The organism is Microbacterium sp. Y832 (genome assembly GCF_057669765.1).
In genome coordinates, this window is sequence record NZ_JBYHFM010000004.1 from 24817 (window position 1) to 44909 (window position 20093).

The following is a 20093-nucleotide window of genomic DNA, read 5'->3' on the forward strand; positions in this document are numbered from 1 at the left end:
GCCGCTGCTAGGCGGATGCCTCGAGCTCGGCGCGATGCTCGGGCGCGGCCACCGCGATGAGGGCTTCGCGGCGCTCCCGTTGCGACGCACCGCGCAGCCGGGCGACGCCGTGCTCGGTCACGACGGCATCGACGCTGTGGTGCGGTGCCGTGATGAGGTCTCCCGCCCCGTGTGCTGCCACGATCGTCGAGTGACCGCGCGCCGTCGTGGCGGCGAGCGCGATGATGCGCATACCGCCCGGCGAGAGGTGCGCGCCCTCGGCGAAGTCGGCGCTGCCGCCCACCCCCGAGATGACGCCGCCTCGGACGGTCTCGGACACCACCTGACCCGACAGGTCGACCGCGACGGCGGAGTTCACCGAGACGAACGACGAGATGGCGGCGATCGCCACGGGGTGGTGGATGCGCTGCGAATCGTGCATCTCGATCGCGGGATTGTCGTCGGCCCACTCCATGAGTTCGCGAGAACCGAGGATCTCGACCGTCTGCACGGGCGGGCCGCCGGCTGCGTGGATCGCCTCGATGAGCGGGCGCGTCGGATCGGAGATCATGCCGTGCAGCCGGAGCGAGCGCTCGCCGCCCACGCGGGACAACTCGGTGGCGACGGCGTCGCCGATCGCGCCGATCCCCAGTTGCACCGTGGATCCGTCGGCGATGATCCCGGCGACGTGCCGGGCTACGGCGGAGGCGGCGGGGGTCGGAGGTGTCATCTCGGTGACCGGCATCGGCACGTCGGACTCGACGAAGCGGTCGATCTCGGAGACGTGGATGCGGGTGTCCCCCCGAGTACGCGGCACATCGTCGGCGATCTCGGCGATGACCAGGCCCGCCAACGCCGCAGCCTCACGCGTGTAGCTCGCAGAGGGACCGACATTGCAGAAGCCCTCGGCGTCGGGGCGGCTCACGCGGATGAGGGCGACGTCCGCCTCGGCGAGGACGAGTCGCGGCACGTCGACGAGACGGAGCGGCGCATACTCGACGAGGCCCTCTCGGCGCATCGCCCGGATCTCGCCGTGCACATGCCAGCTGCGCACCTTCAGGGCGCCCGCGGCGACGGCCGGCCGCAGGTGCGGATCCCCCATCGTGAGGCCGAGCGTGAGGGTCACCGCGCCCGCGTCGGCGGCCCGCCTCCCGAGGGCACGCAACAGCGTCAGCGGGGTTCCGCAGGCGTTCCCCGCGACCAGTCGTGTTCCGGAAACGAGGTCGCTGACAGCTGCGTCAGCGGTCACGTACTCAAGCTGCAGGGCATTCATATATCCGAATATTAGAGGCTTGACGCCGCCGTTGACAGCATCACTACAATGTCTCTGGACTTAATATCCGCATATTTCAACGAGGAGATCCCGTGGACTTCGAAGAACCCGAACACCTGCGCGACATCCGCAAGGCCGTCCGAGGTATCTGCGATGGGTTCGGCCCGGAGTACTGGCGCCGATGCGATGACCAGCACGAGTTCCCCTGGGACTTCTACAACGCGATGGCCGAAGCGGGCTGGGTCGGGATCTCGATCCCCGAGGAGTTCGGCGGCGGGGGCGGCGGCATCACCGAGGCATCCATCGTGCTCGAAGAAGTCGCTGCCTCGGGTGCCGCCATGAACGGCGCGAGCGCCCTGCATCTCTCCATCTTCGGGATGAACCCCGTCGCCAAGCATGGTTCGCAGGAGATGAAGGAGACCTACCTGCCTCTCGTCGCCTCGGGCGAGATGCACGTCGCCTTCGGCGTCACCGAGCCCGACGCCGGCACGGACACGACGTCCATCACGACGCGCGCCGTGCGAGACGGCGACGAGTACGTGGTGCATGGCCAGAAGGTATGGATCACGAAGGCGCACATCGCGGACCGGGTCCTGCTCCTCACCCGCACGACCCCGCTCGACCAGGTCGACAAGCGCACCCGCGGGATGAGCCTCTTCTTCGCCGATCTGAAGGCACCGGGCGTTCAGGTGACCGAGATCGACAAGATGGTGCGCAACGCCGTCGGGTCATGCGAAGTGCGCTTCGACGGACTGCGCGTGCCCGCGAGTGACCTGCTCGGCGAAGAAGGCCGCGGCTTCACCTACCTGCTCGACGGCTTGAACCCCGAGCGCATCCTGATCGCCGGCGAAGCAGTCGGCATCGGCCGGGCTGCGCTGGCGCAGGCGACGAAGTACGCGAAGGAACGCGTCGTGTTCGGCCGCCCGATCGGCAAGAACCAGGGCATCTCGTTCCCGCTCGCCGAAGCCCACATGCGGCTCAAGGCCGCTGAGCTCGCTGTGCGCGAGGCGTCGTGGCGCTACGACCAGGGACTGCCCTGCGGCGAACAGGCCAACGCAGCGAAGTTCCTCGCCTCGGACGCCGCCTTCTTCGCCGCCGACTGCGCCATGCAGACCCTCGGCGGCTATGCCTATGCGAAGGAGTACGACCTCGGACGGTACTGGGCCGAGGCGCGCCTCATGAAGAGCGTTCCCGTGCCGCAGCAGATGGTGCTCAACTACATCTCCGAGCACGCCCTCGGCCTGCCGCGCTCGTACTGACGATGTCCGAGTCGCCCGAACACACCGCGCGCCGCGCACGCCCCCGCAAGCCCGTCGTGCTCGCCGAGGCGATCTCGGACGGCATCGTGAGCGCGAACCTGCGACCGGGCGACCGGCTCCCGGTCGAGGCGGACATGGCGACGCAGTATCAAGCCGGTCGCGCGTCGATCCGAGAAGCGCTGCGCATCCTCGAGGCCGAGGGCATCGTCCAGACGCGGGTCGGGTCCGGCGGGGGCGCCTTCGTCGCCCACCCCCGGCGCGAGACGATCGCCCGACCACTGTCGGTGCTGATGCGTACGAGCGACATCGGCCTGCGCGAGATCCTCGAGGCGCGACTGCTGATCGAGCCCACCCTCGCCGCATCCGCCGCCGCGCGCTGCACACCCGAGGACGCCGAGCGTCTGCAGCGGGCGAACGACGCACTCGAAGGACTCGATGAGGGCGGCGAAGAGTGGCGGGTGCGCAATCGCGAGTTCCACAGCCTGATCGCCGAGGTCGCCGACAACCGTCTGCTGGCGCTCATGTGGGACATCCTCAGCATGATCGCCGACGGTCACGACGCCGGGGTGCGGTACCCCGCACACTCGCTGAGCCTCGCCGAGGCCGCGCACCGCAAGATCCTCCGCGCCATCATCGCCGGCGACGCCGAGGGTGCGGCGGCGGCGATGCACACCCACCTTCAGGCGATGGTCGATCATGTCGCCCGCTATTACCCGCAGCTGCTCGGGGAACCGGTCGCGATCGTGCGGTCGCACATCTGACGACGAGACGAAGGAACACGCATGACGACACTCCCCGCTTCCGTGGTCATCTACGAAGTCGGCGCACGCGACGGGCTGCAGAACGAGTCCGCAGTCGTGACGACCGACGACAAGATCGAGTTCATCCACCGACTCGCAGCCGCTGGCCTCACCACGATCGAGGCGACGAGCTTCGTGCACCCGCGCTGGGTGCCGCAGCTCGCCGACGCTGAAGACGTTCTCGCGGGGCTCGACCTCGCGAGCGACGTCGAGCTTCCTGTCCTCGTGCCCAACGAGCGGGGTCTCGATCGGGCGATCGCCGCCGGCGTCGAGCACATCGCGATCTTCGGCAGCGCGACGGAGTCGTTCGCGCAGAAGAACCTGAACCGGTCTGTCCACGAGCAGTTCGAGATGTTCGCCCCCACGGTCTCTCGCGCGCGCTCTGCCGGCATGGACGTGCGGGCATACGTGTCGATGTGCTTCGGTGACCCCTGGGAGGGCGACGTGCCCGTTGCTCAGGTCGTCGACGTCGGCCGCCGGCTGTTCGACCTCGGCGCGTCCCAGCTGTCGATCGGCGACACGCTGGGCCTTGCCACGCCCGGTCGCGTGCACGATCTGATCGGAGCCTTCCAGGACGCCGGTCTGGCCACCGACGACCTGGCCGTGCATTTCCACGACACCTACGGGCAGGCGCTCGCCAACTCGTATGCCGCGCTCCAGGCCGGCATCCGCACGTTCGACGCGTCCGCCGGCGGCCTCGGCGGCTGCCCTTACGCTCCGGGCGCGGCCGGCAACCTGGCAACCGAGGACCTCGTCTGGATGCTCGACGGCCTCGGGATCACGAGCGGCGTCGACGTCGCGCGTCTCGCCGAGACGAGCCGGTGGATGTCGGAGAAGCTCGGGCGACGGTCGACGTCGCGCGTCGTGCAGGCCCTCGGTTCGACCGAGGCCTGAGAACCCCTGCAGAAGGAGACCGCAAATGACGGTGCACACGCGGCGCGGCCGCTATTACGAAGAGATGATCACGGGCGACGTCTACCGGCACGACCCGGGCCGCACGATCACCGAGGCGGACAATGTGTTCTTCTCCAGCATGACCCTCAACAGCCAGCCGATGCACATGGATGCCGTCGCGGCCGCCGAGTCCGAGTTCGGCCAGCGGCTGGTCAACAGCATGCTGACGCTCTCGATCGTGTGCAGTATCGGAGGGCCGGACGTCACGATGAAGACGACGATCGCGAACCTCGGCTTTCAAGGGATCGATTTTCCCGCTCCCGTCTTCATCGGCGACACGCTGTACTGCGAGACCGAGATCGGCGACAAACGGCTGTCGTCATCGCGTCCGGGTCAGGGGATCGTGACGCTCGAGCACCGTGGCCGCAATCAGGAGGGCGTGCTCGTCTGCCGCGCCGTGCGCACGGCGCTTGTGCGGTGCCTTCCTGAGGAGGCCCCGTGAGCGACGCGCGGGAGGACCTCCGGTCTCTCGCGGCTCGGGTGCGCGAACTCGAGGACGTGCGTGCGCTCGAGCAGCTGGTCGCTCGGTACCACACCCTGTGCGACGGCGGGTGGGCGGGCCCGAGCCATGCCGACCCCGACGCTCTGGCTGACCTGTGGACAGCCGACGGGGTCTACAGCATCAACCCCCGGCGCCCCCCGTGTCGCGGGCGCGACGAGGTGCGGGCCCAGTTCGTGCGCCTGCAGACCTCGATGCCCTGGATTCTGCACACGTTCACCAACAGCGACGTTCGAGTCGCCGGTGACACCGCAACGGGGGTCTTCACGGGCACCGCGTTCTATCGCCGTGAAGATGGCAACCACATCGTCGTCGGCACCTACACCGGCGAGTTCGCCCGCACGCCCGACGGGTGGCGCTTCGCCTCGTGGGTCGCCGACCTCGCCCACGGCTCGGTCCTCAGCTGAGCGGCTACAGCGTCGCGGCGCTGCCGAGGACGAGCGTGCCCGAGCTCATGAACATGCCGCCTACACCCGTCGCGACGCTGACGTCGACGCCCTCGACCTGAGCGGGCGCCGTGCCGCGGATCTGTCGCACCGACTCCTGAATCGCGAACATGCCGTACATGCCGGTGTGCGTGTACGAAAGCCCTCCGCCGTTGGTGTTGAGCGGCAGGCGCCCACCCGGAGCGGTGTTGCGGTCAGCCACGAACCCGGGGGCTTCACCGCGGCCGACGAAGCCCAGGTCCTCGAGACCATAGAGCGGGACGTGCGCGAAAGCGTCGTAGATCATCAGGTGATCCACCTCGTCGTGCCGCACGCCGGCCTGAGCGAAGGCGCGTTCGCCGCCCACCCGGATCGCGCGCGATGACGTCAGGCTCTCGAGCCCGGCGACGGTCGATGATTCACTCGACTCGCCGGCGCCCAGAACGTATACGGGCGTGGCCGCGAGATCGCGCGCCCGTTCGGCCGACGTGAGCACGAGGGCTCCCCCGCCGTCGGTGACCAGGCAGCAGTGCAGCAGATGCACGGGATCGGCGATGACCGGTGACGCGAAGACGTCCTCGACCGTGATCGGGTCGCGCAGCTTCGCGCGAGGGTTCATCGCGGCCCACTCGCGCTGGATCACCGGCACGAGTGCCAGTTGCTCACGCGTCATCCCGTAGGTCGCCATGTACTCGCGGACACCGATGGGAAAGAGCGAAGGCGCCCCGACCGGGCCGTAGGGCACCTCGAACTGGCCCATGGGCGACTGCGGTGCGGGAGCCCAGGGCAGCATCCCGATGCGGGAGCGCCCGGACTCGCCGTGCGTCACGAGCACGGTCTCGCACAGCCCCGATGCGATGGCAGCCATCGCGTGCCTCACGTGGAGCATGAAGGACGACCCGCCGACGTTCGTGCCGTCGAGGTACTGCGGGACGATGCCGAGGTAGTCGGCCACATCGTTCGGCATCTCGCCCGCCGAAGCGACACCATCGACATCGGCGGGAGTGAGCCCGCAGTCCGCCAGGGCGTTCAGCGCAGCATCCACGTGCAGTTCGATCGCCGACTTGTCGGGAATGCGTCCGAGATCGGTCGTCTCGGACGCGCCGACGATCGCGACAGCGCCGCGCAGGTTCATACCGTGGTCCCTTCGGGCTGGAAGTACACGACGCGACGATCGCCGCGTTCCTCGAAGACGGCACGCACCGCGGCGCCGACGGACAGCGCTTCCGCCTGCTCGGCGATGATGCCGGCGAACATGCGGGGGCCTTCGGCGAGTTCGATGATGCCGAGGGCGTACGGGGGGTCGAAGCCCTGAGGTCCACGGTGGTTGACGACGAACGACAGCAGCCGACCGGTGCCGGCAGCGTCGACGAGTTCGACCCCACGGTGGCCGCAGCGGGGGCAGGAGCTTCGGGGATAGAGGAAGAACGACGCGCACGAGAGACAACGCGGCACCGTGAGGCGGCCCTGGTCGATCGCATCGAACCAGGCCTGCGTATCGGGGGTCGGGGTGGCGACGGGTTTCATGAAGTCACTTCGCGATCAGGTCGGGGATGAGGTGCTTGCGCAGCTTGCCGTTCTCGCCGCGCGGCAGGGCGGCGACGACATCGAGCCGACGCGGCACCTTGTAGCGGGCGAGCCGCGTCGTGAGGAACTGCAGAACGGCCTCGGTGGCATCGGCCGCAGCGGTGGCGAGAGCTGAGCCCGGCACGGCCTCGACGACGGCGCAGACCTTCTCACCCCACTCCGCGTCGGGGAGGCCGACGACTCCGGCATCGCGCACGTCGGGGTGCTCGAGGAGGGCCGCCTCGATCTCGGCGGGGTAGATATTGACCCCTCCCGAGACGATCACTTCGGACACGCGGGCGTGCAGAAAGAGGTACCCGGCCTCATCGAGGCAGCCGATGTCGCCGACGGTCACGTAGTCGCCGTGCCGCGTGGCGTCGGTCTTGTCGGGGTCTCCCCGATAGACGAAGGCGTGTGCCCCCATGCGAAGGAATACGGCACCGGATTCGCCGGCCGGCACCGGCTCGCGGGCCTCATCGAGGATCTGGACATCGGCTCCGGGCTGGGGACGACCGACGCTCCCCGGGCGTTCGAGCCACTCGTCGCTGCTGATCGCCGTGCCCGCCGCTTCGGTCGCGCCGTAGTACTCCCACACGACGGGGCCGAACCACTCGATGATCGCGCGCTTCACGCTTTCGGGGCACGGCCCCGCGCCGTGTACGAGGTTTCGCATCGAGCTCACGTCGTAACGCGCCCGAATGTCGTCGGGCAGGCGCAGCAGCCGGTGCAGCTGCGTCGGCACCATGTGGGTCGTCGTGACTCGCTCCTCCTCGATGAGCCGCAGCGCCGTCTCGGCGTCGAAGCGCTCCATCAGGACGACGGCATGGCCGAAGTGAAGCGAGGTCACCGCGAGCCCGCTGACCGCCGTGTGACTGAGGGGAGAAGTGACCAGGTGGATGCCCTCGTCGAGCGGCGTGATGCCGAACATGCCGAGCTGCCACTGGGCGCCGGCGGCGAACACATCGTCGGGATCACCGCTCGCGAGCGCACGGGCGACGCCCTTGGGGCGCCCGGTCGTCCCTGAGGTGTACCCGAGGAATGCTCCCGGGGAACGCTCCGGCGGCGTGCTGTCGGGGAGCCCTTCGAGCACCGCCGAGAGGTCACGGAACCCGGCGTCGGCACCGAACGAGAAGCAGACGTGCGGGTCGAGCCGGCTCTCTGCCACCGCCGAGGCGACGACATCGGCGTAGGCCGACGACGTGAACAGGGCGACAGGGGCCGCATCGCCGATGATGTACGCGATCTCGTGCGCAGTGAGAGCGGTGTTGACGGGCACGTAGTAGACGCCGGACTGCTGGCAGGCCAGGGCCAGCGCCAGCGCGAGCGGCTCGTTGGAGACGACCCCGACGACCCGGTCCCCGCGCTGCGCCCCGCTCTCGCGCAGCAGGCGCGCGATGCCGTTGTTGAGCGACAGGAGCTCGCCCCTCGAGACGACACGCCCATCGGCACAGACGACGGCACGCCCGCCCGGCTCTGCTGCGGCGAGGCGCCAGAAGCCCAGCTCGGTCATGCCTCGTCCAGTTCGGCCAGCAACTGGCGCGCGAGACCCCGGCGCAGCTGTCGGGTGGTGCCGTACGCAGCCGACAGACTCATGACGCGCTTGAGCCAGATCTGAAGCTCGTACTCCCAGGTGAAGCCGATACCCCCGTGCAGCTGCAGGCTCTGCACATTCGCGGCCTGCCCCGCGTCGCCGGCATAGGCCTTCGCGGCCGCGGCGCGGCGCATCGCATCGGGGGCGTCCACGTCGTCGAACGCCGACAACGCCGCCGATGTCGCCATGTCGACGCGGACCGCGACATCGGCGATCTTGTGCTTCACAGCCTGGAAGGATCCGACGGGACGATCGAATTGCTTCCGCATCCCGACGTACTCCACGGTGATATCCAGGAGGCGACGGGCCGCGCCCGCGAGAAGGCATGCAGCACCCGCGACGGCGAGGGCACGAGCACGACGCACACGCTCGGCCGGCACCGCGAGATCGACGCCGGGGCCGTCCGTCTGGACGATGCCGAGCGGACGCAGCGGGTCGAGCGCGGCGGCATCCGTCACCGTGAACTGCTCAGCCGTGAAGGCACGCACCGAGTCGTCGGCCCCGATCTCGATCAGCAGGTCGGCGTCGTGTGCGAAAGCGACGTGCGCGGCGCTGTCGAGTCGCAGGGCGACGATCGCTTCGCCCGCGGCGATCTTCTCGAGCCAGGTGCCGGCATCCGACCATGGCGAATCGCCGAGAACGGATGCCGCCACCACCGCGGTCTCGAGGAAGGGCTCGGGCACGGCGTGCCGACCGAAGGCGAACAGCACGCCCGAGAGGAAGGCGGTGTCGAGGCCGAGTCCCCCGTGCTCGTCGTCGATGAGCGCCGACAGGAGCCCCGCATCGGCGAGCTTCGCCCAGAGTTCATCGGTGTGTGCCTGGCCGCGGTCGAGGAGCACGCGCAGATGCTCGACGGTGCACGCGCGGTCGAGGATGGACTCGCTGAGCTCGAGGAGCTCGCGGTGGTCGGGGTCGAGGACGGTATCGATCATCTCCGGCTCTCCGTGGGCAGTCCGAGCACGCGCTCGCTGATGATGTTGCGCTGGATCTCGTTCGTGCCGCCGAAGATCATGGCAGCACGGGCGTACCAGTAGCGGTGATGCCAGTCCGCCCAGGCGCGGCGAGTGCGCTCGTCGGCGTCGGGAACGGCTGCGGGGTCACCGACCACCGCCGCGTCTTCGTCGAGCAGCCGCAGCCCCGCGTCGAAGATGTCGAACTGCATCTCGGTCCAGAAGATCTTGTTGATGCTCGCCGTCGCGGTGAGATCGACGCCTGCCTCGGCAAGCTTCGCGAGCCGGTAGACGTTCGAGCGGTACACCTCGGTCTCGACAAGGACGCGCCCCAGCTCGTCGAGCACGGCGCCGTCGTCTTCGGCACCCCGCGCACGCACGAGCCGCGCGAGGTTCTCGACGTCCTTGGTGTATTTGGCGTGGTCGCCGAACACCGCACCGCGCTCGAAGCCGAGCGTCGACATCGCGACGGCCCACCCGCCCCCGATCTCACCCACGACGTTGTCGACGGGCACCCGAACATCGGTGAAGAAGATCTCCGCGAAACCCTGCGTGCCGTCGACCATCGTGAGCGGCCGCACCTCGACCCCCGGCGATCGCAGGTCGATGCAGAGGAACGTGATGCCGTCGTGCTTGCGCGCGGCGCCGGAGTCGGTGCGCACGAGAGCGAAGATCCAATCGGCGAACCCGCCCATCGAGGTCCAGATCTTCTGCCCGTTGACGACGAAGTCGTCGCCGTCGCGATCTGCCCGTGTGCGCAGCGACGCGAGATCCGACCCTGACTCCGGCTCGCTGAATCCCTGACACCAGATCGTCCGGCAGCTGAGGATGTCGGGGATCCACCGCGCGCACTGCTCGGGTGTCCCGTGCTGCATCAGGACCGGCCCGAGCAGGTAGAGACCGCCCATGTTGATCCGCTCGGGGGCGCCGGCCCGGTAGTACTCCTCGCCGAAGACGATCGAGCGTCGCAGGCCCGCATCCCTCCCGCCGTACTGCGCCGGCCAATCGATGGCGGCGTAACCACCCTCGAAGAGCACGCGCTCCCATTCGCGGTGCTGATCGAATCCCTCGCGCTCGGTCCACGGCTCGAGCGGTTCGGCGGGCACGTGCTCGGTGAGCCACGTACGCACCTCACGTCGGAAGTCGGCGATGCCGGCGTCGTCGTCTGCGGTCATGCTGCGAGCTCCAGGGTCTCGGATACCGCCGAAAGCTGATCGGCGAAGGTTCGGGTGTCGGTGCGCAGGGAGATGTTCACGGCGTCTGCGCCGAGGCGTGCGTAGCCCTCGACGATCGCGGGAAGAGCATCGATGTCGCCGCTGAATCGCAGTCCTGCGACGACCTGCTGGTCGGCGAGGTCGCGGCCGCTCGCGCGCACCCGTTCGCTGTACGTCGCGTAATGCTGCGCGAACTCCGGCATCGTGAGGTTCCACGGGTACCACCCGGTCGCGACCTGCGCCGCACGACGGATCGCCGCCGGCGAGTGGCCGCCGACCAGCATGCGCGGGAACGGCGCCGTCGAAGCGGGGAAGAGGTCCTCGTCGTGCCACTCACGCTGCATGTCGATCATCATCTGCTCGCAGCGCTTTCCCCGCGTCGTGAAGTCGGTCTCGCACGCTTCGAGCTCCTCCGACGACCAGCCGACGCCGACGCCGAGATCGAAGCGATCGCCCGTGAGTTCGCCGACCGTCTTGAGTTCGCGCACGATCATGCGGGGATTGCGCAACGGCAGCAGCATGACCGAGGTTCCGAAACGGAGCCGTGTCGTGGCCTGGCAGACATGCACGGCGGTCTGGAAGACATCGAGAAGCCCCTGATCTGCCGAGGCTTCGACGCGCGGCTTGCCGTCGACCGTCTTGTTGTGCACTTCGGCGGTGTCGGGATTCGTCGCCGATGGCGCAGCGGGGTACGGGTAGGCGGAGGCGTACTGATCGAAGAAGAGGATGTGCTCGGGCAGCCAGATGCCCGTGAAGTTCAGGTCCTCGGCTGTCTGCGCGAAAGCGCGGATGAATCCGGGGTCGCGCTCAGGCGACCCGTCGAAGAGGTCGACCAGTCCGATTTGCATCGGCCGGCCGGTCGTCGTCAGTGCGACCATGTCAGGCCACCGCCTTCTCGATGTCACCGGGCGTCGGGATGCTGCCGAAGTACGACACGAGCTCGTCGACGCCCAGCGCTGCCGCTGTTGCGCGGTCCGGCCGTTGCGACGCGGGCACAACCCACGTCAGCCGGACATCGTCCGCCGCATGACCGAGGACATCGTCGAGGACTGCTCGGGCCGAAGCCACGTCGTCGACATGGGCCGACCACACCGTCCACCCCTGCGGTGCACCGTTCACCGCGACGTACCGCTCCAGCCGATCGGCGGTCGTCGCCCGCAGGTGCGTGAGGGGAATGCGATCCCCCGCAGGCTTGGGCAGCGAGATGGCGCCGTCGAAGGAGATGTGCGGACGGGAAGAGCTCGCGCGGCGCTTCGTCCAGAGCGCGTGCATCGCGGCCGTCTGATCGATGACCTGCCCGAGCTGATCCTCGGCGCCGGGCCGACTGTCATCGATCAGCGCGGCCGGCGGCGGTGCGAGGTCGATGCCATGCTCGACCCTGCCTCCGCTGAACCAGTCGAGCGTGGCGATCTGCTTCGCCCGCACCGGCGCGCTGTATAGGGAGGGGATGTCGCCGGAGACCACGAGCCGCAGAGCGCTGCTCGCGCCGGCGACGACGTGGAGTCCGAGCGTCGGCTCGTACGACCGGTCGGCGAGAACCTCGCGATCCCCCGGTGCCCACCAGGAGGCGACCGCGCAGTCTTCTGCTGCACGGACCGCCGCCCGGAGGGCATCAGCGAGCGAGACGCCGCCATCGAGTCGGAAACTGCACGCGACACCGGTGTCCGGCGACATCCCCGTCGTCACTGTCAGCTGTTCCAGTCCACGAGCGTTCCGTCACCGGTCCACTCGAGGTAGAGACCCGGAGCGTCGAGGCTCGCCTGGCCACCGGTGTACGTCAGCGGACCGTAGACCGAGTCCTGCTCCGTGATCTTCTCGAGTGCTTCGGCGACCTTCTGCGGGTCGGAGCTGCCGGCGGCCTTGATGCCCTCGGCCATCAGCCACATGGCGGTGTAGCCCTGCGCACCGTACATGTCGGGGACCTCGCCGTACTCGGCCTCGTAGGACTTGACGAACGAGAGGGCCGTGTCGTTGGTGTTGAAGCCTGCGTGGAAGGGCGACATGAAGATCGTGCCCTCGAGTCCGCCACCAGACGTCGTGAAGAGCTCTTCGCTGTCGACGCCGTACGTGGTCAGGAGCGGCTTGTCATAGCCCCGCTCGCGCATCGACTTCGCCAGGAGCGCCGTCGGGGTGCCGAGCGTCGATCCGATGACGGCGTCGGGGTCGAGCGCCTCGATCTCGGTCGCGGCCTGCGTGTAGTTCGTGTCCGCCCCCGACGTTTCGATCGTCTTGAGGATCTCGACGCCGTTGCGCTCGAGAGCAGCCGCCCACACCTTCGAGTCGCCGACCATGCCGTCGTTGTCCGCCGTCACGACGATGACGGCGGTTTCGATGCCCTCACCGGGAACGACGGCGTCAACGAACTGGTCGTACATGCCGCCCTCTTCGGCGGGCAGGATGACGGGGCGGTAGACGTACGGCGGGTTCGCGAGTCCTGCGAGGATCGCAGAGGTGACGATTGCAGGGGTCTGCGCGTCTTCGATGACGGGAGCCAGCGCGCCGGCCTCGGAGGACAAGCCACAGCAGAGGATGCCCGAAGCACCGTCAGCCGCGTACTGGTTGAAGATCGCGATGGCCTGCGCCGGGTCGCCCTTGATGTCGTCGATGCGGAGGTCGATCGTGGATCCCTCACCGAGGAATCCGCTCTCGTTGATCTCCTTGACGGCGAGCTTCGCTCCGTCGGCGATCGGGACACCAGCGAAGGCAGCCGGGCCGGACAGGATCGCCGGGAAACCGACGATGTACTCGGTGGCCGTGCCGTCGTCGGCGGCCTGCTCGCCGGAAGCACAGCCGGCGAGCCCGATCAGTGCGGCGGCGGCGATCGTGGCGATCGCGGCTCGCGTCCGCAGTCGGCGGGGGGTAGTGGTGGGAGACATCATCGTCCCTTCTTCGGGTTATTCGTGAATGTGAAGCAAGCACTTGATTTTGACATAGCGGACCGGAAGGCGCAACGGTCAAGCCGCGGTCGGGCGGGAACGACTCGAACCCGACCGCGGGACTCACTCGCCGAGCCGGGAGAGCGCCCCGTCGGCGCCCCAGACCAGTTGCAGCGCCGGCTCTGCGACTGCCGCTTGACCCCCGTCGTAGGTGAGCGAACCGTACACACTCTCCTGCTCGGAGATCGCAGCGAGGGCCTCGCCGACCGCGACGGGGTCCTCGCTTCCTGCATCGCGGATGCCCGTGGCAAGAAGCCAGGCCGCTGTGTAACCCTGCGCAGCGAACATGTCGGGCGCGGTGCCGTAGGACTCCTCATATGCGGCGGCGAAGTCGGCCGCAAGGTCATTGAGGGGATAGAGGGCCTGGAACGGCGTCGGGAAGATGGTGCCGGCCATGGCACCGGCCGACGCGTCGTAGGCCGCGCGACTGTCGGCGCCGACGTTGGAGACGATGGGCTTGTCGTACCCCAGTTCACGCAGAGCCTTGGCGAGATTCGCGGTCGACGAGCCGATCGTGCTCGCCACGACGACATCGGGGTCGAGAGCGATGATCTGCGTCGCCGGACCGATGTACGACGTCTCAGCGACCGGCACCTCGACCGTCCGCTGCAGTTCGACGTCGTTGCGCTGCAGGCCTTCGGCGTAGACAGCGGCATCCTGGACCATCGCGTCGTTGTCGCTGTTGACGACCATGACCGCGGTCGCGTACTCACCGCCGCCGAAGACGGCGTCGAGGAACTGGTCGTATACGCCACCCGGGCTCGACGGCACCTCGAACGGCCGGAACAAGTGCGGCGGATCGGCGAGCCCGTCGAGGATCGAGACGGTGACGACGCCCGGCGTCGCGCCCTCTTGCAGAAGCGGCAGCAGCGCCCCGGCTTCGCCGCCGAGCGTGCAGCAGAGCACGCCGACGGCGCCGGATGCTTCGGCCTCTTTGTACCCCGCGATCGCTTTCGCGGGGTCGCCGGCCGTGTCGAAGAACTCGAGCTCGATCGTCGACCCGTCACCGAGGAAGCCGGACTCGTTGATCTCGTCGATCGCCAGCTCGATGCCCTGAGAGACCGGGATGCCGGCGAACGCGCCGGGCCCGGACTGCACGAGGGGCGCCGAGACCTTGTACACGGTCGCCTCGCCCGCAGCCCCTCCGCCGTCGTCGGCGGCGCAGCCGGAGAGCGCCAGGGCGCCCGCGACGAGAACCGCAGCAGTGCGCATCCGATGTGTCATGACTGCACCTCTTTCTTTTCAGGCCCCGCCGTCGCCGCGGGGACGAGAGTCACTTCACCGCGATCGATGACGAGCTCGTCCTGGCTCGTGAGCACCTGGAACGCGGCACCCTCCGCCGTGCTCCACGCGCGCAGACGGAGCGGATCTCCGGGCAGGACAGGACGCACGAAGCGGCCGGACATCGCACGGAACGGTGCGACGTCTCCGCCGCAGAGCTCGTTCACAATGAGCCGAGCGGCGAATCCGTATGTGCACATGCCGTGCAGGATGGGTCGTTCGAACCCCCCGCGGGCGGCGAACGACGGGTCAGAGTGCAGCGGGTTGCGGTCGCCGGTCAGCCGGTAGAGCAGGGCTTGATCACGGCGAGGAGTGAACGGCACGTCGACATCGGGCGGCACGTCGGGTGCCGACCACACCGCACTCGGTCCCCGCTCGCCGCCGAAGCCGCCGGCACCGCCGAGGAACGCGCCCGTCCGGCTGCGAGCAAGGAGCGCGTCGCTCGCTTCGTCTCGCAGTTCGGTCTCGGTCCAGACGATCGCGTGCGGGTCTTTGTCCCACATCTCGGTGATCGTCGTCGTGACGCGCGCGCGCCCCTCCGCCGGCAGCGGACCCGAGACCTCGAACGACTGCTCGGCCTGCACGGCGCGCGTCGGGTCGTAGGTGCCGACGTCGGGCATGCCGCCGACGAACCCGAGCACGACCGCGAAGCTAGGGATCACCTGCTGGGGCGTGCCGTCGGTGTTCTCCGTCGTGAAGGCGAGCTCCTCGGCGGGATCAGCCTGCCCCGCCCCGACGGAGAGGGCGTAGAGCAGCGATTCGCGGGTGCTCCAGCGAACGATCTCCGGCTCCGTGCGGAAGCCGAGACGGGAGGGGTCAAGCGGCATGGTCGCCTCCATTGGCGGGTGAGGGTGCGGGCGCACCGGGGCGGAACGGCGGTCAGAGCCCGCTCAGGCTGGCAACGATCGCGCGATGCGCCGTCGGCGTGCCGTAGAGCGCGCGCGACGCGACGACGCGACGGAAGTGGTGGGAGACCTCGTGCTCCCATGTGAAGCCGATACCGCCGTGCACTTGGATCGATTCGCGCAGCACCTGCATCGCGGCGTCGCCGGCCCGGGCCTTGGCCGCTGACACCGCGAAGCGCCACCCCTCGTCGGAGGGATCGGTCGCGACGGCGGTCGCGACGGCGCTGTAGGCGGTCTGCAGGTCGCCGTACATGTCGACGAGCTTGTGCTTGATGCTCTGGAACGACGCGATCGTGCGACCGAACTGCTCCCGCACGAGCGAGTAGTCCCGCGCGAGCGCGAAGGCGCGCAGCCCGGAGGAGAGCAAGTCGACACTCGTGAGGAGCGCTCCGACCCGCCACGCCTCGGCGAGCGCGCCGGTCACAGGATCACCGGTCGAGAGGATCCTCGCCGGGGCATCGATGAGGTCGAGCGTCGCAAGCCCCCGCCCCGGGTCAACCGAGTCCATCGCGGTGCGGCGCAGACCCGGGGCGTCCGCGTCGACGACGACCACGGATGCGCGACCGTCGGCATCGATCGCGGGCACGAGGAACGCCTGGGCATGCATTCCGCTGTCGACGAAGGTCTTGCGGCCGGAAACACGGCAGCCCTCGCCCACGCCGCCGGCGCGGGTCTCGACGTCGAGCGATGCACCGTGATCGTCTTCGTGGAACGCGACGACCGCGACGAGGCCTTCTTCGGCGATCGCCCGCTGCACGCCGGACTCGTCCTGCGGATCGATGAGCCGCAGGAGCCACACGGCGCTGCCCGCGGTCGCCGTGAGAGGTCCCGACCACCCCACCCGTGCGGCCTCGGCGACGGCAGCGGCCAGCTCGGTCATCGAGGCGCCCTGACCGCCGAAGTCGTCATCGACGAGCAAGCTCGCTGCGCCGACCTCCTCGACGAGAGCGCTCCACAGGGGCGGGCGCCCGTCACCGTTCGTGCGGCTGACCTCCCACGGGCTGCGTTCGTCCATGAACCGCGCGAACACGGGACTGATCTCGGGACTGAGGGGTGCGAACACCGGAAGGCTCCTCTTCGTTGAACAAGCGCTTGCTTTCCCCAGGACAGGGGTGGGCCGTTCGGCCGGGAGATCAGCTCGGTGCGCGGACGCCCTCGAGCAGGATCGCGGTTTGAATGGCGATGATGTCGTCGATGCTCGCGCTGCCACGCGGATCGAACCAGCGGATCACGGCCTGGACGGCACCCATGATCGTCCGGTAGACCATGCGTGCGTCGATGTCGCTGCGCAGCGAACCCCCGTCGATGCCTTCTTGAATCGTGCGCAGCCAGATCTTCTCGATCTGAGCCTGGCGCTCGTGGATCTCGGCCATCGGCCGCACGTACTGCCAGTCGTTCTGCAGGATGGTGAGGTGCTCACGGTGCGTCACCGTGCCGCGCAGAGCTTCGGCGAGCAGCTTCTCAAGCCGTGGCACCGCGCCCTCGGTCTCTTCGATGGCGCGCTCGTACGCGCGGATCTGCTTGTCGAGGTACTCCACGAGCACCTGCTCGACGATCGATTCCTTGGAGTCGAAGTAGTAATAGAGACTGCCCGAGAGCATGTCGGCTTCGTCGGCGACATCGCGGACGGTCGCCGACGAGAAGCCGTTGCTCGCGAAGACCTTCGCGGCGGCGCGCAGGATGACCTCTTTGCGCGCGACCCCTGCGGGAGAGCCCGCGGACCTGCGCCGGGTGGTGGTTGTCACTGTGGGTTCCCCCTCTGGGACTGCTCCGGCTTCGGGGGAATACTACCGAAGCGGTGCCCGCAGACCGCATGAGCCGCGCGGAACATCACGGCTGACCCGACACGATCGTCACGAGACTCACAAGGTCGCCGGGGCTCCCGCCCTGGTTCTGGATGAGCCCGTACCGGGGGTCGGCGATCTGGCGTTCGCCTGCCTCGCCGCGGAACTGCAGCCACATCTCGTACATCATCCGCAGGCCGCTCGCGCCCACGGGGTGCCCGAAGCTCTTGAGCCCGCCGTCGACGTTGACCGGCAGTGCGCCGTCGCGGTCATAACGCCCCTCGAGCACGTCGCTCCACGCACGGCCGCGTTCCGAGAATCCGAGCTCCTCCATCAGCACGAGCTCGGTCGGCGTGAAGCAGTCGTGCACTTCGGCGAGCGAGATCTGGGATGCCGGGTCGGTAATGCCCGCCTGGGCATACGCCCGCTGCGCCGACACCGCCGCCTCGGAGAGGTCGGAGTAGTCGTAGTCGCTGTCGAAGCGGCCCGTTCCGGACCCCGCGTCGTGGGCGAGTGCGTGGATAAAGAGGGGGCGGTCGGTGTACTTGTAGGCATCCTCCGCTCGCACGATGACGGCGGCCGCGGCGCCGTCGGCCACCCCCGAGCAGTCGAACACGCTGAGGTTGCCCGCCAGCGCAGGGGCCGCGGCGATCGTCTCCTTCGAGACGACCTTGCGGAACTGAGCACGAGGATTGAGCGCGCCGTTCGCGTGGTTCTTCCACGCGATATGCGTCATCGCCTCTTTGATCTGCTCTTCCGAGACACCGTACCGACGCGCGTAGGCGGGGACGATCATCGAGTACATGGCCGGTGCGCTGAGCACGGCGGGGGTCCCGTCGTTGGGAACGCTCGGCATCTCGAGACCCGAGTAGCCGGCGTCCTTCAGCTTCTCGCCGCCGACCGCCATGACGATGTCATAGGCGCCCGATGACACCGCGAAGCACGCGTTCCGGAAGGTCTCCGAACCGGTGGCGCACATGTTCTCCACGCGTGTGACGGGCTTGTGCGAGATGTTCAGCGGTCGCGTGAGCGTGAGGCCGGACACCCCGGACACCATCGAGCCGAGCCAGAAAGCGTCGACGTCCTGCACGTCGAGGCCACCCGCGGACGCGAGCGCGCCATGGGTCGCTTCAACCAGGAGGTCGTCGACCCCGCGATCCCAGTGCTCGCCGAAGGCGGTGCACGCCATCCCGACGATCGCCACCGGGTTCTTCAGCGCATGCGTTCCCATCAGCCGACCTCCTCGTCGTGCGGGCGGACCTTCCACACATAGTTGCGTACGCCGTTGGCGCCGACGTTCGCGAGGCGGAACGTCGGGCGGACCTGATCGCCGATCTTGAACGAGCGACCGACGGCATCCGTCATCTCGCACTCGAATCGGCCGCCGCCCTCGAAGTCGACCGCGACGACCTTGGCGGGCAGTTGGATGGATTCGGAGAGCCAGTCGTCGGTGAAGGTCGCGACGCGACCCGGCACGTCGACCATCGAGACCGGTGTGAAGCCGTCTGTGGCCGAGCACTTCAGGCATACCCGGCGCGGCGGCATGTTGCGGTAGCCGCACGAGGTGCACTCGCCGGCGACGAAGCCGAACTTCCACGCCGCGGTGCGACGTGCCGCCGGAGGCACGGGGGGACGCACGTCAGGCCGACGGGCGGGTTCGCGCGGAAGCAGCCCCCGCCAGGACAGGAACTCGCCGTAGCCGATTGGGTAGCCACTCGACATCGCCCCCGCGACACCCGAGTCACGCGGTGCGTGCTTCGCCGTCATGCGAAAGACGAAGGCGTCGGCTCCGTCCGCACCGTGCACGACGAGCACGCTCTGCCCCGGCGTCGCCGCGTCGAGGACGGCAGCGAGCCGCACCGCGAAGTCGGCCGCACCGACGTACCCGAATCCGCAGGCGTCGCTCGCCGCGAGCTGCTCGGGGTGGAACCCGCGACGCACGACACCCGCGGCACGGGCGTGGGGAGTGCTGACGACGACGTGATCGACCTGATCGCGGTCCATGCCCGCACGTTCGAGCGCCTCGGTGAGCGCGCCTTCCATGAGCGGGACGTATTCATCGACGGCGAAGCGCTCTTCCCATGTGCGCGTGCGAGCCGAACCAGGCTCGCGCCAGCGGTCGAGGAACTCGCTCGTGACAGAGGCCTGCCCGATGAGCTCGGCGAGGGGATCCGGTCCGATCACGAAGGCGGCGGCTCCGTCAGCGCCCGCCGACTCGTCGGCCGACGCGGGGAGTCCGTAACGGATGTCACTCATTGAGACGACCGAGGAACCCGACGCCAGTCCCGCGCGCAAGGCGCCTGCACCGCCGCGCAGCGCGCCGCCGACGTCGAAGGCTGCGACGTGCTCGCCGAGACCGGACGCGACCGCCACGGTGGAAGCGTTGGACTTCTCTTCGTAGGCGGGGCGACTCGTCGCGAACCACAGCGTTTCGACACCCGTTGCGTCTTTCAAGGCGCGGCGAGTGGCCTCGACTGCCATCGTCGTGGTGTCCTCGTCGTAAGAGGCGACGGGCCGAGCGCCCTTCGCACGGATGCCGAGCACGCGAGCCGCGTCGGACAGGTCGAGCCGCGGGGCGGGCACGTAGGCACTGTAGGTCTCGATGCCGATCACGACACGTCCTCTCGGCGACTGACAGTTTAAATCAAGCACTTGCTTTGCTAGTGTACGAAGTCAG

At 68.7% G+C, this 20093-nt stretch carries 20 protein-coding genes; 5 read left to right on the top strand and 15 right to left on the bottom strand.

What is annotated here, in order from left to right; genetic code table 11:
* Window positions 1-7 precede the first annotated feature (7 nt).
* Window positions 8-1252: an acetyl-CoA hydrolase/transferase family protein gene (locus AC25YV_RS08785; RefSeq protein ID WP_488123468.1), complete on the bottom strand. Its 1245-nt coding sequence runs from the start codon at window positions 1250-1252 to the stop codon at window positions 8-10.
* A gap of 92 nt (window positions 1253-1344) precedes the next feature.
* On the opposite strand from AC25YV_RS08785, the gene AC25YV_RS08790 reads away from it, so the two are divergent.
* Genes AC25YV_RS08790 through AC25YV_RS08810 form a run of 5 tightly spaced genes read left to right on the top strand, consistent with a single transcriptional unit; the run spans window position 1345 to window position 5171 of the window.
* The gene (locus tag AC25YV_RS08790) at window positions 1345-2511 is read left to right on the top strand and encodes an acyl-CoA dehydrogenase family protein (RefSeq protein ID WP_488123469.1); all 1167 of its coding nucleotides are present in this window, start codon (window positions 1345-1347) and stop codon (window positions 2509-2511) included.
* A 2-nt stretch (window positions 2512-2513) separates the two neighbouring features.
* Window positions 2514-3272 carry a FadR/GntR family transcriptional regulator gene (locus AC25YV_RS08795; RefSeq protein ID WP_488123470.1) on the top strand — a complete coding sequence of 253 codons (759 nt, stop codon included), beginning with the start codon at window positions 2514-2516 and terminating at the stop codon, window positions 3270-3272.
* Window positions 3273-3293: 21 nt separating this feature from the next.
* On the top strand, window positions 3294-4205 hold the full coding sequence (locus tag AC25YV_RS08800; RefSeq protein WP_488123471.1) for a hydroxymethylglutaryl-CoA lyase: 912 nt from the start codon (window positions 3294-3296) through the stop codon (window positions 4203-4205).
* 25 nt (window positions 4206-4230) lie between these two features.
* On the top strand, window positions 4231-4707 hold the full coding sequence (locus AC25YV_RS08805; RefSeq protein WP_488123472.1) for a MaoC family dehydratase: 477 nt from the start codon (window positions 4231-4233) through the stop codon (window positions 4705-4707).
* Window positions 4704-5171, top strand: a complete 468-nt coding sequence (locus AC25YV_RS08810) for a nuclear transport factor 2 family protein (protein ID WP_488123473.1) — start codon at window positions 4704-4706, stop codon at window positions 5169-5171. The genes AC25YV_RS08805 and AC25YV_RS08810 overlap by 4 nt, the downstream gene beginning before the upstream one ends.
* Window positions 5172-5175: 4 nt before the next feature.
* On the opposite strand, the gene AC25YV_RS08815 is transcribed toward AC25YV_RS08810, so the two are convergent.
* The 14 genes from AC25YV_RS08815 to AC25YV_RS08880 form a co-directional block, all read right to left on the bottom strand.
* Window positions 5176-6324, bottom strand: coding sequence for a thiolase C-terminal domain-containing protein (locus AC25YV_RS08815; protein ID WP_488123474.1), 1149 nt, complete (start codon window positions 6322-6324; stop codon window positions 5176-5178).
* A complete protein-coding gene (locus AC25YV_RS08820; RefSeq protein WP_488123475.1) occupies window positions 6321-6716 on the bottom strand; it encodes a Zn-ribbon domain-containing OB-fold protein in 396 nt (131 codons plus the stop codon). The genes AC25YV_RS08815 and AC25YV_RS08820 overlap by 4 nt, the downstream gene beginning before the upstream one ends.
* Window positions 6717-6720: 4 nt before the next feature.
* The gene (locus AC25YV_RS08825) at window positions 6721-8265 is read right to left on the bottom strand and encodes an AMP-binding protein (protein WP_488123476.1); all 1545 of its coding nucleotides are present in this window, start codon (window positions 8263-8265) and stop codon (window positions 6721-6723) included.
* The gene (locus tag AC25YV_RS08830) at window positions 8262-9278 is read right to left on the bottom strand and encodes an acyl-CoA dehydrogenase family protein (RefSeq protein WP_488123477.1); all 1017 of its coding nucleotides are present in this window, start codon (window positions 9276-9278) and stop codon (window positions 8262-8264) included. The genes AC25YV_RS08825 and AC25YV_RS08830 overlap by 4 nt, the downstream gene beginning before the upstream one ends.
* Window positions 9275-10471 carry an acyl-CoA dehydrogenase family protein gene (locus tag AC25YV_RS08835; RefSeq protein ID WP_488123478.1) on the bottom strand — a complete coding sequence of 399 codons (1197 nt, stop codon included), beginning with the start codon at window positions 10469-10471 and terminating at the stop codon, window positions 9275-9277. The genes AC25YV_RS08830 and AC25YV_RS08835 overlap by 4 nt, the downstream gene beginning before the upstream one ends.
* Window positions 10468-11388 (bottom strand): LLM class flavin-dependent oxidoreductase, encoded by a 921-nt coding sequence (locus AC25YV_RS08840; RefSeq protein WP_488123479.1) that lies wholly within the window; start codon window positions 11386-11388, stop codon window positions 10468-10470. Before AC25YV_RS08840 ends, AC25YV_RS08835 begins: the two co-directional genes overlap by 4 nt.
* Before the next feature lies 1 nt (window position 11389).
* Window positions 11390-12184: an LLM class flavin-dependent oxidoreductase gene (locus AC25YV_RS08845; RefSeq protein WP_488123480.1), complete on the bottom strand. Its 795-nt coding sequence runs from the start codon at window positions 12182-12184 to the stop codon at window positions 11390-11392.
* A 14-nt stretch (window positions 12185-12198) separates the two neighbouring features.
* Window positions 12199-13389, bottom strand: a complete 1191-nt coding sequence (locus AC25YV_RS08850; RefSeq protein ID WP_488123481.1) for an ABC transporter substrate-binding protein — start codon at window positions 13387-13389, stop codon at window positions 12199-12201.
* A 120-nt stretch (window positions 13390-13509) separates the two neighbouring features.
* On the bottom strand, window positions 13510-14658 hold the full coding sequence (locus tag AC25YV_RS08855) for an ABC transporter substrate-binding protein (RefSeq protein WP_488123482.1): 1149 nt from the start codon (window positions 14656-14658) through the stop codon (window positions 13510-13512).
* Between the two features lie 8 nt (window positions 14659-14666).
* Window positions 14667-15554, bottom strand: coding sequence for a MaoC/PaaZ C-terminal domain-containing protein (locus AC25YV_RS08860; RefSeq protein ID WP_488123483.1), 888 nt, complete (start codon window positions 15552-15554; stop codon window positions 14667-14669).
* Between the two features lie 52 nt (window positions 15555-15606).
* On the bottom strand, window positions 15607-16695 hold the full coding sequence (locus tag AC25YV_RS08865; protein ID WP_488123484.1) for an acyl-CoA dehydrogenase family protein: 1089 nt from the start codon (window positions 16693-16695) through the stop codon (window positions 15607-15609).
* 70 nt (window positions 16696-16765) lie between these two features.
* Entirely contained in the window at window positions 16766-17377 is a 612-nt protein-coding gene (locus tag AC25YV_RS08870) for a TetR/AcrR family transcriptional regulator (RefSeq protein WP_488123485.1), read from the bottom strand.
* Window positions 17378-17462: 85 nt separating this feature from the next.
* Window positions 17463-18647, bottom strand: a complete 1185-nt coding sequence (locus tag AC25YV_RS08875) for an acetyl-CoA acetyltransferase (protein ID WP_488123486.1) — start codon at window positions 18645-18647, stop codon at window positions 17463-17465.
* Window positions 18647-20029, bottom strand: coding sequence for a hypothetical protein (locus AC25YV_RS08880; RefSeq protein ID WP_488123487.1), 1383 nt, complete (start codon window positions 20027-20029; stop codon window positions 18647-18649). Before AC25YV_RS08880 ends, AC25YV_RS08875 begins: the two co-directional genes overlap by 1 nt.
* Between the last annotated feature and the right edge of the window lie 64 nt (window positions 20030-20093).

Coding starts and splice junctions, on each gene's coding strand:
- AC25YV_RS08825 (WP_488123476.1), bottom strand. CDS start 8,265: ATGACCGAGCTGGGCTTCTGGCGCCTCGCCGCAGCAGAGCCGGGCGGG.
- AC25YV_RS08815 (WP_488123474.1), bottom strand. CDS start 6,324: ATGAACCTGCGCGGCGCTGTCGCGATCGTCGGCGCGTCCGAGACGACC.
- AC25YV_RS08860 (WP_488123483.1), bottom strand. CDS start 15,554: ATGCCGCTTGACCCCTCCCGTCTCGGCTTCCGCACGGAGCCGGAGATC.
- AC25YV_RS08855 (WP_488123482.1), bottom strand. CDS start 14,658: ATGCGCACTGCTGCGGTTCTCGTCGCGGGCGCCCTGGCGCTCTCCGGC.
- AC25YV_RS08875 (WP_488123486.1), bottom strand. CDS start 18,647: ATGGGAACGCATGCGCTGAAGAACCCGGTGGCGATCGTCGGGATGGCG.
- AC25YV_RS08830 (WP_488123477.1), bottom strand. CDS start 9,278: ATGATCGATACCGTCCTCGACCCCGACCACCGCGAGCTCCTCGAGCTC.
- AC25YV_RS08840 (WP_488123479.1), bottom strand. CDS start 11,388: ATGGTCGCACTGACGACGACCGGCCGGCCGATGCAAATCGGACTGGTC.
- AC25YV_RS08805 (WP_488123472.1), top strand. CDS start 4,231: ATGACGGTGCACACGCGGCGCGGCCGCTATTACGAAGAGATGATCACG.
- AC25YV_RS08800 (WP_488123471.1), top strand. CDS start 3,294: ATGACGACACTCCCCGCTTCCGTGGTCATCTACGAAGTCGGCGCACGC.
- AC25YV_RS08835 (WP_488123478.1), bottom strand. CDS start 10,471: ATGACCGCAGACGACGACGCCGGCATCGCCGACTTCCGACGTGAGGTG.
- AC25YV_RS08820 (WP_488123475.1), bottom strand. CDS start 6,716: ATGAAACCCGTCGCCACCCCGACCCCCGATACGCAGGCCTGGTTCGAT.
- AC25YV_RS08795 (WP_488123470.1), top strand. CDS start 2,514: ATGTCCGAGTCGCCCGAACACACCGCGCGCCGCGCACGCCCCCGCAAG.
- AC25YV_RS08845 (WP_488123480.1), bottom strand. CDS start 12,184: ATGTCGCCGGACACCGGTGTCGCGTGCAGTTTCCGACTCGATGGCGGC.
- AC25YV_RS08850 (WP_488123481.1), bottom strand. CDS start 13,389: ATGATGTCTCCCACCACTACCCCCCGCCGACTGCGGACGCGAGCCGCG.
- AC25YV_RS08785 (WP_488123468.1), bottom strand. CDS start 1,252: ATGAATGCCCTGCAGCTTGAGTACGTGACCGCTGACGCAGCTGTCAGC.